General features: G+C 68.7%; 11 protein-coding genes. 7 read left to right on the forward strand and 4 right to left on the reverse strand.

Annotated elements, in window-relative coordinates:
- Window positions 1-7: 7 nt before the first annotated feature.
- From DIE12_RS27305 to DIE12_RS27315, 3 genes are read left to right on the forward strand one after another with little or no spacing between them, the layout of a single operon-like run.
- The gene (locus tag DIE12_RS27305; RefSeq protein WP_124522632.1) at window positions 8-1,474 is read left to right on the forward strand and encodes an O-antigen ligase; all 1,467 of its coding nucleotides are present in this window, start codon (window positions 8-10) and stop codon (window positions 1,472-1,474) included.
- Window positions 1,471-2,655: a glycosyltransferase family 4 protein gene (locus DIE12_RS27310; protein ID WP_124522634.1), complete on the forward strand. Its 1,185-nt coding sequence runs from the start codon at window positions 1,471-1,473 to the stop codon at window positions 2,653-2,655. Before DIE12_RS27305 ends, DIE12_RS27310 begins: the two co-directional genes overlap by 4 nt.
- Window positions 2,656-2,696: 41 nt before the next feature.
- Window positions 2,697-3,821, forward strand: coding sequence for a glycosyltransferase family 4 protein (locus DIE12_RS27315; protein WP_124486456.1), 1,125 nt, complete (start codon window positions 2,697-2,699; stop codon window positions 3,819-3,821).
- Between the two features lie 141 nt (window positions 3,822-3,962).
- On the opposite strand, the gene DIE12_RS27320 is transcribed toward DIE12_RS27315, so the two are convergent.
- On the reverse strand, window positions 3,963-5,198 hold the full coding sequence (locus DIE12_RS27320) for an MFS transporter (RefSeq protein ID WP_124522636.1): 1,236 nt from the start codon (window positions 5,196-5,198) through the stop codon (window positions 3,963-3,965).
- A 158-nt stretch (window positions 5,199-5,356) separates the two neighbouring features.
- Here DIE12_RS27320 and DIE12_RS27325 point away from each other — a divergent pair, with 158 nt between their 5' ends.
- The gene (locus tag DIE12_RS27325) at window positions 5,357-5,815 is read left to right on the forward strand and encodes a helix-turn-helix domain-containing protein (protein WP_124522638.1); all 459 of its coding nucleotides are present in this window, start codon (window positions 5,357-5,359) and stop codon (window positions 5,813-5,815) included.
- A gap of 294 nt (window positions 5,816-6,109) precedes the next feature.
- On the opposite strand, the gene DIE12_RS27330 is transcribed toward DIE12_RS27325, so the two are convergent.
- Both DIE12_RS27330 and DIE12_RS27335 read right to left on the reverse strand, forming a co-directional pair.
- Window positions 6,110-6,877 (reverse strand): AraC family transcriptional regulator, encoded by a 768-nt coding sequence (locus DIE12_RS27330; protein WP_124522640.1) that lies wholly within the window; start codon window positions 6,875-6,877, stop codon window positions 6,110-6,112.
- 26 nt (window positions 6,878-6,903) lie between these two features.
- Complete coding sequence (locus DIE12_RS27335) at window positions 6,904-7,245, reverse strand: FKBP-type peptidyl-prolyl cis-trans isomerase (protein ID WP_044846591.1); 342 nt, start codon at window positions 7,243-7,245, stop codon at window positions 6,904-6,906.
- A 590-nt stretch (window positions 7,246-7,835) separates the two neighbouring features.
- Between DIE12_RS27335 and DIE12_RS27340 the strand changes: the two genes are divergently transcribed.
- Entirely contained in the window at window positions 7,836-8,753 is a 918-nt protein-coding gene (locus DIE12_RS27340) for a metal-dependent hydrolase (protein WP_124522642.1), read from the forward strand.
- A 437-nt stretch (window positions 8,754-9,190) separates the two neighbouring features.
- On the forward strand, window positions 9,191-10,663 hold the full coding sequence (locus tag DIE12_RS27350) for a sigma-54 dependent transcriptional regulator (RefSeq protein ID WP_124486452.1): 1,473 nt from the start codon (window positions 9,191-9,193) through the stop codon (window positions 10,661-10,663).
- Window positions 10,664-11,639: 976 nt separating this feature from the next.
- Here DIE12_RS27350 and DIE12_RS27360 read toward each other — a convergent pair.
- Complete coding sequence (locus DIE12_RS27360; protein ID WP_044846588.1) at window positions 11,640-12,422, reverse strand: ABC transporter substrate-binding protein; 783 nt, start codon at window positions 12,420-12,422, stop codon at window positions 11,640-11,642.
- Between the two features lie 233 nt (window positions 12,423-12,655).
- Between DIE12_RS27360 and DIE12_RS27365 the strand changes: the two genes are divergently transcribed.
- Complete coding sequence (locus tag DIE12_RS27365; RefSeq protein WP_044846587.1) at window positions 12,656-13,075, forward strand: MbcA/ParS/Xre antitoxin family protein; 420 nt, start codon at window positions 12,656-12,658, stop codon at window positions 13,073-13,075.
- Window position 13,076: the final 1 nt, after the last annotated feature.

A 13,076-nucleotide genomic window follows, 5' to 3' on the forward strand; every position in this document is an offset into this window, starting at 1 on the left:
CGGATCGATGAGTACGATTACCGCCGAACGCGCACCGTCGCGCAACCGCAGCCGGTTACCCGAACCGAAGCACTGGGTCGGGCAGGCCGGGCTGTGGACGTTGACCGCCGCGCTGATCGCCATTCACCAGGGCAAGGTGCTGACGCTCGCGTTTCCGGTGCTGGCGATCGCGGTCGGCATCTGGCTGTATTTCAAGAGCCCGGCGCGCTACGTCGGCTTCATGTGGTGGGTGTGGTTCCTGAGCCCCGAAGTGCGGCGTCTCGCCGACTGGTCGAAGGGCGCGTTCACGCCGACGAGCCTGATCCAGGTCGCGCCGCTCGCTGTGACGATGATCGCCGGCTTGGGGCTGCTCAGGCATTACCGCGTGCTTGCCCAGCGGCGCGGGATTCCCGTGCTGCTGATGTTGTTCGGGCTGACGTACGCGTACCTCGTCGGGATCGTGTCGAGCGGCGTGATGGCCGCGACCTACGACCTCGCGAACTGGGTGTACCCGGTGCTGATCGGCTTTCACATCATGGTCAACGCGCGCGACTATCCCGAGTACCGCGACGTGCTGCTGTCCACGTTCATGTGGGGCATGCTCGTGATGGGCGTGTACGGGGTCGTGCAGTACTTCGTGATGCCGCAGTGGGACGTGCTGTGGATGATCGGCTCGGACATGGGTTCGCAGGGCGAGCCGGTGCCGTACGGCGTGCGGGTCTTCAGCACGATGAACTCGTCGGGGCCGTTCGCGTTCGCGATCATGGGCGCGCTGGTGTTCGTGTTCGCGGCGCCGCAGAAGGTCCGCTGGTTCGCGGGCGCCGCCGGCTTCGTGTCGTTCGCGCTGTGTCTCGTGCGCTCGACCTGGGGCGGCTGGGTGATCGCGCTTGCGATCCAGCTCGTGCAGTCGAGCAACCGCGTACGGATGCGGATCCTGATCAGCGGGGTCGTGCTGGTCGGGCTGTGCGTGCCGCTCCTGACCGTCGGGCCGGTGGCCGACCGGCTCGGCGCGCGCCTGCAGTCGATCACGAACCTGAAGGACGACCGCAGCTACGACGACCGCAACAAGTTCTACGCAACCTTCGCGCAAACGGCGTTCACCGACGTCGCCGGCGAAGGGATGGGCGCGACCGGCGCGTCCACCAAGCTGTCGAGCGACAGCGGCGAGCTCGGCAAGTACGGCAGCTTCGACAGCGGCGTGATGAACGTGCCGTTCGTGCTCGGCTGGCCCGGCACGCTGCTGTACCTGTCGGGTGTCGTGATGCTGCTCGCCCGCACGCTGCGCGCGGCGTTCAAGCTGCGCAAGGACAAGTTCGTCGGCGCATGCCTGAGCCTGTGCCTGTCGGTGTTCGCGATGCTCGTGTTCACGAACTCGCTGATCGGCACGGGCGGCCTGCTGCTGTTCACGGCCATTTTTTCCATACTATCCGCGGCGCACTGGCAAAAGGCACAGCGCCTGCTGGCCGCCGCGCGTTCACGGGGAGGCGACCATTGAGAATCGCGATCGTCACGCACGTCGTGCGACATAACGACGGGCAGGGCCGCGTCAATTACGAAATCGCGCGCGCGGCGCTGGCAGAACACTACGAGGTCACGCTGGTCGCGTCGCACGTCGCGCCCGAGCTGCTGGCCGACCCGCGCGTGCGCTGGGTGCCGGTCAAGGTCGGCGGTTTCTGGCCGTCGAATCTCGTCAAGCAGCAGGTGTTCGCGCTCAAGAGCGCGGCCTGGCTGCGCGCGCATCGCGGCGAATACGACGTGCTGCACGTGAACGGCTTCATCTCGTGGATCAAGGCCGACGTGAACACCGCGCACTTCGTGCACGGCGGCTGGTTCAAGAGCCCGTACTACCCGTTCGGCCCGACGAAGGGGCTGTGGTCGGCGTACCAGTACGTCTATACGCGCGTGAATACGGCGCTCGAGCGCTGGGCGTACAAGCGTTCGCGCGCGATCACGGCCGTGTCGCAGAAGGTGGCCGACGAGATCGCCGGGCTCGGCATCGACAGCCGCAAGATCAGCGTGATCTACAACGGCGTCGACGGCAGCGCGTTCGCGGGCGCGCAGCCCGATCGCGCTGCGTTCAAGCTGCCGGACGACGCGTTCCTGCTGCTGTTCGTCGGCGACCTGCGCACGCCGCGCAAGAACCTCGGCACCGTGCTGAAGGCGCTGACGAAACTGCCGGCGAACGTCCATCTCGCGGTGGCCGGCTATCTGCCCGGCAGCCCGTATCCGGACGAGGCGCGCGCGCTCGGCATCGCGTCGCGCGTGCATTTCCTCGGGCTCGTGAAGAACATGCCGACGCTGATGCGCTCGGTCGACGCGTATGTGTTTCCTTCGCGCTACGAAGCGATGAGCCTGTCGCTGCTGGAAGCGATGGCGGCCGGGCTGCCGGTCGTCACCGCGCGCACCGCCGGCGGCGCGGAGATCATCACGCGAGATTGCGGGATCGTGCTGGAAGACCCGGACGATCCGGCCGCGCTCGCGCAGGCGATCGGCTCGCTCGCGGCGTCGCGCGACACCTGTCGCGCGATGGGCGACGCGGCCCGCGAACTGATGACCCGTTTCGGCTGGGCCCACATGGGCGCCCAGTACGTCGCGCTTTACCGGCGCATCGGCCAACCCACGCAGCCGTCCGCCTTCGAGCGGGTCGAGCATGCAATCACGCAGGAGCAACCGTGACGTCTCAATCTTCCCGGCCGATCAAATCGTTGCAAATCGGCATGCACTGGTTCCCCGAACGCGCGGGCGGCCTCGACCGGATGTACTACTCGCTCGTCGGCGCGCTGCCGGGCGCGGGCGTCGCGGTGCGCGGGCTCGTCGCCGGCTCGCCGAAGGTCGCCGACGACACGGGCGGTGCGATCCAGGGCTTCGGACCTGCGTCGCAGCCGCTCGCGCGCCGCATGCTCGCCGCGCGCCGCGCGCTGCGCGACGAGATCCGCAGCGAGCGGCCGGACGTGATTTCGTCGCACTTCGCGCTGTACACGTTCCCGGGGCTCGACGTCACGCGCGGGATTCCGCAGGTGTCGCACTTCCAGGGGCCGTGGGCCGACGAAAGCCAGGTCGAGGGCGCCGCATCGCTCGGGCAGCGCGCGAAGCGCTATCTCGAACAGGCCGTCTATACGCGCTCGTCGCGCCTGATCGTGCTGTCGCAGGCGTTCGGCCAGATCCTGACGAACCGCTACGGGATCGATCCGTCGCGCGTGCGCGTGATTCCCGGCTGCGTCGATACCGCGCAGTTCGACACGCCGCTCACGCCGGCCGAGGCGCGGCACAAGCTGCAACTGCCGCAGGACCGGCCGATCGTGCTGGCCGTGCGCCGGCTCGTGCGGCGCATGGGGCTGGAGGACCTGATCGACGCGATCGGCCTCGTCAAGCATCGTCACCCGGACGTGCTGCTGCTGATCGCCGGCAAGGGCAAGATCGGGGAGGAACTGCAGCAGCGCATCGACGAAGCCGGGCTGCAGGACAACGTGAAGCTGCTCGGTTTCGTGCCCGACAACCATCTCGCGGCGCTATACCGCGCGGCGACGGTCAGCGTCGTGCCGACCGTCGCGCTCGAAGGCTTCGGGCTGATCACCGTCGAATCGCTCGCGTCCGGCACGCCGGTGCTGGTCACGCCGGTCGGCGGGCTGCCGGAGGCGGTCGCCGGGCTGTCCAACGACCTCGTGCTGCCGTCGACGGGCGCGGACGCGATCGCGGAAGGGCTCGGCGGCGCGCTGTCGGGCGCGATCGCGTTGCCGGACGAAGCGGCGTGCAAGCGCTACGCGCGCGACCATTTCGACAACGCGGTGATCGCGCGACGCGTCGCCGGCGTGTACGAAGAGGCGATCCAGGCGGCGGGGTAAGCGAACGCGGCGCGTCGCCGCGACGGTCGAGCCGGCATACACGTCCGGTTCGCAGGCCGGCCGCCCGATCCGGGCGAGCCGGCCTTTTGTCGTTCGAAGCCGGGCATGCGGCGCCCGCGCTCCGTGCTCGACACGCTTCGTTCAGGCACGCCCGAGCGTCACGGCCCATACGCCGAACGCGGCCGCGCTGACCGCCGCGCCGAGCCCGCAGACACCGATCCATCCCGCGTGCGCATACGTCATCGTCGACGCGATCGCGCCGAGTCCGCTACCGATCGAATAGAACAGCATGTAGCAGCCGACGAGGCGCGCATGCGCATCGGGCCGCGCGCCGAGGATCATGCTCTGGTTCACGACATGGACGGCCTGCCCGCCGACGTCGAGCAGCACGATGCCGACGACCAGCAGTGCGATCGACGTACCGGTGAACGCGAGCGGCAGCCACGAGCATGCGAGCAGTGCGAGCGCGGCGCCGGTCGTCGCTTCGCCGAGCCCGCGATCCGCGAGCCGGCCCGCGCGCGCGGCGGCCGCCGCACCCAGTGCGCCGACGAGCCCGAATGCGCCGATCTGCGTATGCGACATCACGTGCGGCGGCGCGCTCAGCGGCAGCACGAGCGCGCTCCAGAAGATGCTGAACGCCGCGAACATCAGCAGCGCGATCGCCCCGCGCACACGCAGCACGCGCTCGTTGCGCAGCAGCGTGACCATCGAACCGAGCAGCGCTGCGTAGCCGATGCGCTCGCGCGGCGCGTCCGCATCGGGCAACAGCCGCGCCAGCGCGATCAGCATCACGATCGCAAGTGCGCCCGACACCAGGTAGACCGCACGCCAGCCGGCGATATCCGTGACGACACCCGCCAGCGAACGTGCGGCCAGCAGACCGATGACGACGCCGCCCTGTGCCGCGCCGACCACGCGGCCGCGCTCGCCGGCCCCCGCAAGCGCGGCCGAGCAGGCGATCAGCCCTTGCGTCATCGCGGTGCCGAGCAGCCCGACCGCGACCATGCCCGCCAGCAACGCGACGCGCGTCGACGCGGCGGCCACGCCGATGCAGGCCGCCGTCAGCAGCAGAAGCTGGACGGCGAGCAGGCGTTTGCGGTTCAGCAGGTCGCCGAGCGGCACGACGAACAGCAACGCGAGCGCGCAGCCGAGCTGCGTCGCCGTGATGACGCCGCCGACCGTCGCCTGCGATACGCGGAAATCGCGGGCGATCGAATCGAGCAGCGGCTGCGCGTAGTACACGTTGGCGACGCTTGCCGCGCAGCAGACGGCCAGCAGCGCGACGAGCGCCGTGGATACGCGCGCGCCATCGGCCCGGCGCACGCCACCCGATGTCGCGTTGGACACGACGGTTTCCGAACGACAAGACGATTCCATGGGTTGCCTCGCACTCGCTTAAGTAGTTGCAATTTGAAACCAGTGTGAGTGTAGGAAAAGTGGTTTTAAAATGCAACTTGTGAGGCGGCGGGCAACGGGCCCGCGCACCGACGTGCCGGGCGCGCGCGAAGGCGACCGGCGCGACAGCGGAGAACAACATGGCCAGGCAGAAAAGTCTTGCGGATTCGCCGTGCCCGGTGGCGCGGGCGACCGATATCGTCGGCGATCGCTGGGCGTTGCTGATCGTGCGCGACGCGTTCGACGGCGTGCGCCGGTTCGGCGATTTCCGCGCGAGCCTCGGCGTCGCGAGCAACATCCTGTCGGACCGGCTCAGGATGCTGGTGGACGCGGGCGTATTCGACGTCGTGCCCGCGTCGGACGGCAGCGCGTATCAGGAGTACGCGTTGACGAAGAAGGGCGAGGGGCTGTTTCCGGTGATCGTGATGCTGCGGCAGTGGGGCGAGGCGAACCTGTTCGAGCGCGGCGAGCCGCATTCGGTCCTGGTCGAGCGCAAGACGGGGCGTGCGATCCGCAAGCTCGCGCTGCGGCACGACGATGGTCGGCCGTTGAAGGCGGCGGATACGGTCGTGCGGAAAGTGGGCGACGAGCGGGCGTGATACGGACGTGATGCCCCGGGCGTGATGACCCCGGACGCCGTGCCCAGGACGCCGTGCGACGCAAGGGCCGTGTCTTTACCGTTGCGCGGCGTCGCCGCATCGGTCGCGCGCCCGGTGGCGGCCGAGAGTCCCGTTCAAGCGGCTGCAGACCCCGCCCGATGCGCACCGCTTTCATGCGCGCCACGATGTGGCGCGCGATGACAACGACTGTCGAAAACCATCCGGCCATGACGCAGGGGCGCGATCGGCGCAGTCGCGTTCGCTATTGCAGGAAAACGGGTGGCGTCCGGCCGCTCAGTGCCGTTCGCCGCGCCAGCGCCCCGGCGCGACGCCGAAGCGTTTCGTGAACGCGTGCGTGAAGGTGCTCTGGTCGGCGAAGCCGACCATGCCGGCGATGTCGACGAGCGGATGGCGGCCGTCGGCGAGCAGCACGACGGCGGCGTCGAGCCGCAGCCGCTGCAGGTAGCGATGCGGGGTTTCGCCGAACGCGTCGACGAACAGTTGGTGAAACCGGCGCATCCCGTAGCCGCAGTGCGCGGCGAGATCGGCGATGCGCAGCGGCTCCGCGAGCCGCGCGCGCAGCCAGCGGTCGATGCGCGCGAAATCGAGGCCCGCCGCGGGCGCGGCGAGGCTGGCGTCGCCGAGCAGCGCGTCGCACAGACGCGCGGCGGCCTGCCACTGGAAGCGATGCGCGTGCCGCGTGTCGCCGGCCGGGCCGTCGAGCTGCGCGGCCGCTGTCGCGACCTGCGCGACGAGCGACGTCAGCGCCGGGTCGATCGACACGGCACGCGCGCTGTCGAACAGCCGCTGCGGCACCGCGAGCGACGCGGCGGGCAGGTCGAGCACGAGCTGGCGATTGTCGCCGAGGCCCGCGTAATCGTGGCGCGAGCCGGCCGGAATCAGCCAGGCCGCGTGCCGGTCGATGCGCTGGCCGACGCCGTCCACCGCCATCACCATCGCGCCGTCGACGCCGAGCACGACCTGGTGAAAGTCGTGCACGTCGGACGCTTCGCACGTGTCGTAACGGCGCAGCGCGATGGCGGGAGACGGGATGCGTTCCATCGGAAGGACGTCGGCCGGCGGCGTCGTCAGACGGCGAGCAGTTCGACTTCGAACACGAGCGTCGCGTTCGGCGGGATCACGCCGCCTGCACCGCGCGGGCCGTAGCCGAGTTGCGGCGGGATCGTCAGGCGACGCACGCCGCCGACCTTCATGCCCTGCACGCCTTCGTCCCAGCCCTTGATGACCATGCCGCCGCCGAGCACGAACGCGAACGGGTCGTTGCGGTCCTTGCTCGAGTCGAATTTCTGACCGTCGGTCAGCCAGCCCGTGTAATGGACGCTGACGGTCTGGCCGGCTTGCGCTTCCGCGCCGGTGCCTTCGGTCAGCTCTTCGATCTTGAGGCCCGATGCGGTCGTGGTGACAGACATGACTTCTCCTGAAAGGGGTTGGGTAAAACCGCTATTGTAGGCGAGCGCGCAGGGGGCCGCCGCAGGCGGCGAGGGCACGGCCGCGTGCCTGTCGCGCGCCGGTCGCGGCGGTGCTCACGCATCTCGCGCGACACGCGAATGGAACGCATGTTTGAATCGTTCGCGGACCGGCTCGAAGGGGTTGCGCCGCGCGAACGTCGCGCGCGTATGAATCGGCGCTATCCGGCCGCTCGGCGTCGCGTCGAAAAAACGTCGCGCGACGCCGCAAACGCCCGTCGCACGGGGCTTGCGCGCCGAATGCGATTCGCGCGCGCGTCGCCCGCCTGCCGGTTGCGCACGGATGCGCGCGTTCGAATCGCGACCCGCCCGAACGCCACCCGAACGCCGCTTTTGTCGCGTTGCCGAACGTGCCCTGTTTGGAAGCGCGCATCTACCGCGCGGCTTGCGCGCGGCGTTCGCCGGCGCCTATCTTTACAGCTATCGATGTCAAGATCCGGGCGTTGCGCGATGCGCTGCCCGGGCCGCGCCGGTACGGTCGCAATGGCCGCAACGGCCGGCTGGGCCGCCCGGAAACAAGGAGAACGACGAACATGAAGTCAGCCGCTTCTGCCACCGCGGCCGAGGTGATGCCGGTGCGCCGCGACCTGCGCTTCGACCTGCCGGTCGAACGCGCGAAGGACTGGCACGGGCTCGGCCCGCACGTGACGCACTTCTTCAACGCGCTGTCGCTGCTGTTTCCGGCCGGCGAACGATTCTTCATGGATTCCGTGCGCCACTATCGCGACCGGATCGACGATCCGGTGCTGAAGCGGCAGGTGCTCGGCTTCATCGGGCAGGAGGCGATGCATACGCGCGAGCACGTCGAATACAACGAGCTGATGCAGGCGAACCGCCTGCCCGCGCGCAAGCTCGACAAGCGCATCTGGACCGTGCTCGGTTACATGAAGCGCAAGCTGCCGCATTCGGTGCAGCTCGCGCATACGGTCGCCGCCGAGCACTACACGGCCATGCTCGCCGACTGGCTGCTGCGCGATCCGACGCGCCTCGAAGGCTCGGTCGACGGCTACCGTCAGATGTGGGTGTGGCACGCGCTCGAGGAAACCGAACACAAGGCCGTGTCGTTCGACGTCTGGAACGTCGCGATGAAGCCGGGCCTGCGCCGTTATCTGATCCGCATCGGCGTCTATCTGCTGACGACGCTGACGTTCTGGCCGACTGTGTTCCTGCTGCACGCGACGCTGTTGTCGCGCGATCGCGACATCGAGCATCGCGTGCGCGGCATGCTGCGCATGCTCGCGTTCCTGTACGGGCCGCGTCGTGGGCTGTTTCCGCGGATCGCGGGCGAGTGGCTGAGCTTTTTCCGGCCCGGCTTCCACCCGTGGGACCGTGACAACCGCCATCACCTCGCGCGGGTCGACGCGCTCGTCGCCGCGTACGGCGAACACGACGGCGCGTCGGCCGGCCGTGGTCGCGCCAACGCGCTCGCGCCGCTCGCATCGGGACGCTGAGCCGCTCGCCGCGCTGCCCGGCGCGTGTTGCATTCCTGCATCATCCCCGTTTTATCCGACGATTGACCGGCATCAAGCGGAAACGGTTGCGGGTACCGGGCCGGTGCGGCCGACCGGGCGTGCCGGCCCGTGACGCCGGTCCGATCCCGTGTGCCCGGCCTCGCGTGCCGTCCCCGCGCGCCAGCACCGGCGCGGCGTCGGGTGTTCGCGATTGGTCCGGCCTCGCTTCGCGCCCGCCGCGCCACCGGGATAACACCCATCTAGCCGCGCGTCGGCGGCGTCGATATACCGTTCATGAAAGGGTTCGCCCGGCACGCGATTATTCCCCGGGGGGATTTTATTCGGACGAAAATGCGGCCAATATGTCGGTTCGATCGACGTCCGTCGGACGCGGCGGCGAGCCAGCGCACGATACCAACGCCAAGCGGGGAACAACGATGGTTGCAAGGTCACCCGACGCAAGCGGGACGGCGGCGTCCGAGACGCCGCTCGTATCCGTCACCGCTCCCGAGGCCGGACGCAAGCTGTTCGTGATCATGCGTTCGCCGGACGAGCCGTTGCTGGCGCAACTGCGCGGGCTCGGCTGGGATATCTCGGTCGCGAAGACGGCCGGCGCAGCGCAGAACATGACGTCCGGCGTGAACGTCGCCGCCGGGCTCATCGATTTCTCGGGCTTCACGTCGCGCGACTATCCCGCGCTGAAGGCGTGCCTGAGCCAGCCGGCGATCGGCTGGATTTCCATCGCGCAGGCCGGCATCACGATCGGCGCTGCCGTGCGCGAACTGATCCGCAGCTATTGTTTCGATTACGTGACGCTGCCGCTGCCGTACGAATGGATTTCGCACGTGCTCGGCCACGCGCGCGGGATGGCCGCGCTCGATCGCGTCGACGGCGCCGCATACGCGGCATCGATCGGCGAGCACGGGATGATCGGCAACTGCGAAGCGATGCAGCAGCTGTTCAGCACGATCCGCAAGGTCGCGAAAACCGACGCGAGCGTGTTCATCTCCGGGGAGTCGGGCACCGGCAAGGAGCTGACGGCGCTCGCGATCCACGAGCGCTCGGCACGCGGCAAGGGGCCGTTCGTCGCGATCAACTGCGGCGCGATCCCGCATCACCTGCTGCAGTCGGAACTGTTCGGCTACGAGCGCGGCGCGTTCACCGGCGCGAACCAGCGGCGCGCGGGCCGGATCGAATCGGCGAACGGCGGCACGCTGTTTCTCGATGAAATCGGCGACATGCCGGTCGAAAGCCAGGCGAGCCTGCTGCGTTTCCTGCAGGAAGGGAAGATCGAGCGGCTCGGCGGCCAGGAATCGATTCCGGTCGACGTGCGGATCATCTCGGCGACGCACGTGGACCTCGACGGCGCGGTCGAAGCCGGCCGCTTCCGCGCGGACCTCTATCACCGGCTCTGCGTGCTGCGCATTCACGAGCCGCCGCTGCGCGCGCGGGGCAAGGACATCGACATCCTCGCGCATTACGTGCTGCAGAAATTCAAGGGTGACAGCGGCCGCAAGATCAGCGGCTTCACGTCGGCCGCGCTCGACGCGATGCGCCGCTACGAGTGGCCCGGCAACGTGCGCGAGCTGATCAACCGGGTGCGCCGCGCGATCGTGATGGCCGAGAGCCGGCTGCTGACGCCGCACGATCTCGGGCTCGAGGTTCCGGGTGAAACGGAGCCCGTGACCCTCGAGCAGGCGCGTTCGCTCGCCGAGCGCGTCGCGATCGAGAACGCGCTGCTGCGCAACGATCACCGGATCAACAAGGCCGCCGCCGAACTCGGCATCTCGCGCGTGACGCTGTACCGGATGATGATCGAGCACGGACTCAACGACCACGACAACACCGGCGACAACGGCGGGAAGGACGGCTCGCCGCCCGACGACGCCGACCACCAGCGAGTCGGCTGAAGGCGGCCCGGAAGCGTCCGCGGCCGGTCCGTGCGCGGGCGTCCGGCGGCATGTAAAGGGCGTGAAACGTTTCCTGCCGGCGGCTGTGCAAAAAGCCCCGGCAAACGCGGGCGGCGACGCGCGGCCCGGGCCGGGAAAATTTTCCGGCTCGTCCGCGCGCCTTGTCCGGCAAGGCGTTGCCGCCACGCGACCGAGGCCGCTCGCGCCCGGCATGTTTCAGTTTCGCAACGTCCGGCATGTCCTGCCCGTCCGGGCCGCACACTGGTCCGATGAAAGGCTTGTGCCGCCGGCCCCGAACGAAGCTGGCGCGCTCCTTGCACAGGTTGGGGTGCGAGAGTCGACGACGCGACGTCCGGCCGGTTCGGCAGCGAACCATTCGAGAACCGGCTAGGACGCAGTCCGCGGGGATGACGGCCGGACGGGCAACATGGCCCCGTTCCGGGCGGCATGGGCCGTCGTCGTCGGATCGTCGGAGCACCGGCGGTGTCCGGTTGCCGGCACAAGCAACGACTCGAATACGGGGTAGAAAAATGAACGATCTCAACACGCCGCGGCCGGCAGGCCGCGATCGCAGTGATTCGACCCATCGCCGGTCGACCGCGCACCTTGCTGCCGGCCGGCACGCGTCGACAGGCCACCTCTCCGCGCCCGGTGCGAGGCGGATCCGGCTGATACCCGGTCATCCGCGCCGGGCCGGTGCTTTCCCGCTCGCCAATCCGGTCCGCATGGGGATGTGCACGCGGGCGCCGATACCCCGGCGCCCGGTCTTCGCTTATTGACGACGTCGAGCGCCTGCGGTCGCCAGCGCAGGCGATCCGTTTGCCATGCGAATGATGTGCGGCATCCGGTTGCGCGATACGGACGATGAAACCGGTGCGACGGCAGACGTCAGGGAGGCGTCACCGTCCGGCGAGCAGGGGAGGGGCGGTCGGGCCGCGCGCGACGGGCATCGCACCCGTGCGCGCGCGGCGCCGCTTCAGCCGCCGTAGATGTCGAAGTCGAAGTACTTCGACGCGAGCCGCTTGTAGGTGCCGTCCTTGACCATGTCGAGGATCGCGCGATCGATCTTCGCCTTCAGGTCGGCGTCTTCCTTGCGCAGCCCGATACCGGCGCCGATGCCGAGCACCTTCTCGTCGACGAGTTCGGGCCCGACGAACTGGTAGCCCGCTCCGCGCGGCGACTTCAGGAACCCGATCGCGGCCTGCACCTCGTCCTGCAGCGCGGCGTCGAGGCGGCCCGACGTCAGGTCCGCATACACGCCGTCCTGGTTCTGGTACGACACGACGTTCGCACCCTGCTTCGCCCAGTACGCCTTCGCATACGCTTCCTGCGTCGTGCCCTGTTCGACGCCGATCGACTTGCCCTTCAGCGATTCGGCCGTCGGCAGCAGCGGCGAGCCCTTCTTCACGACGAGCCGCGTCGGCTGGTTGTAGATCTTCGTCGTGAAGCCGATCTGTTCCGCACGCTGCGGCGTGATCGACATCGACGACAGCACCGCGTCGAACTTCTTCGCCTTCAGCGCCGGGATCATCCCGTCGAAATCGTTCTCGAGCCACACGCACTTCGCTTTCAGCCGTGCGCAGATCTCGTTGCCGAGGTCGATGTCGAAGCCGACGAGCTTGCCGTCGGGCGCCTTCGATTCGAACGGCGCGTAGCTGGCGTCGGTGCCGAAGCGCAGCGTGGTCCAGTCCTTCGCGACGGCGGGGCCTGCCGATACCGCGAGCAGGGCGATCGAAACGGCGGCAATCAGTCTCTTCATGGTGGTTCCTTGGCGTGGTCTATCCGGTTCTGGGCGACACGGTTGCTGCGGGGACGCACCGCGTCCCGGTGCGCTGTCCGCACGGACATTAACGCAGAAAATAAAATCGCAGTCCAGAATGGACAAAAAATATCGATCCTTCGGGAGGAATGCCGGCACGCCGGGGGATGACCCTTGCAAAAATACGAAAATGGACTAATCTTGTTAGTAAATTCGTTTCGAGACTAACGATCATGTCACAGCCCGCCTTCGATCCGCATTCCGCCCCGCGGCAGGCTTCGGTCGCGCAGATGTCGGCGGCCGGCTTGCGCGCGTTCTTCAACATCGCGCGCGACTGGGAACTGACGATCGACGAACAGATCGTCCTGCTCGGCTCGCCCGGCCGCTCGACGTTCTTCAAGTGGAAGGCCTCGCCCGAATCGGCGCGCCTGCCGCGCGATACGCTCGAGCGGCTATCGCTGCTGCTCGGCATCTACAAGGCGCTGCAGATCCTGCTGCCGCAGCCGGCCGCGGCCGACACCTGGGTCAAGCGGCCGAACGACGCCGCGCCGTTCGGCGGCAAGCGCGCGCTCGACCGGATGCTCGCCGGCAACGTCGGCGACCTGGTCGCCGTCCGGCAATATCTCGACGCGATGCGGGGTGGCTGGGCGTGAC

It is taken from the genome of Burkholderia sp. Bp9015 (assembly GCF_003853505.1).
Lineage (GTDB): Bacteria > Pseudomonadota > Gammaproteobacteria > Burkholderiales > Burkholderiaceae > Burkholderia.

Coding starts and splice junctions, on each gene's coding strand:
- DIE12_RS27340 (WP_124522642.1), top strand. CDS start 7,836: ATGAAGTCAGCCGCTTCTGCCACCGCGGCCGAGGTGATGCCGGTGCGC.
- DIE12_RS27325 (WP_124522638.1), top strand. CDS start 5,357: ATGGCCAGGCAGAAAAGTCTTGCGGATTCGCCGTGCCCGGTGGCGCGG.
- DIE12_RS27305 (WP_124522632.1), top strand. CDS start 8: ATGAGTACGATTACCGCCGAACGCGCACCGTCGCGCAACCGCAGCCGG.
- DIE12_RS27320 (WP_124522636.1), bottom strand. CDS start 5,198: ATGGAATCGTCTTGTCGTTCGGAAACCGTCGTGTCCAACGCGACATCG.
- DIE12_RS27360 (WP_044846588.1), bottom strand. CDS start 12,422: ATGAAGAGACTGATTGCCGCCGTTTCGATCGCCCTGCTCGCGGTATCG.
- DIE12_RS27350 (WP_124486452.1), top strand. CDS start 9,191: ATGGTTGCAAGGTCACCCGACGCAAGCGGGACGGCGGCGTCCGAGACG.
- DIE12_RS27365 (WP_044846587.1), top strand. CDS start 12,656: ATGTCACAGCCCGCCTTCGATCCGCATTCCGCCCCGCGGCAGGCTTCG.
- DIE12_RS27335 (WP_044846591.1), bottom strand. CDS start 7,245: ATGTCTGTCACCACGACCGCATCGGGCCTCAAGATCGAAGAGCTGACC.
- DIE12_RS27330 (WP_124522640.1), bottom strand. CDS start 6,877: ATGGAACGCATCCCGTCTCCCGCCATCGCGCTGCGCCGTTACGACACG.
- DIE12_RS27315 (WP_124486456.1), top strand. CDS start 2,697: ATGCACTGGTTCCCCGAACGCGCGGGCGGCCTCGACCGGATGTACTAC.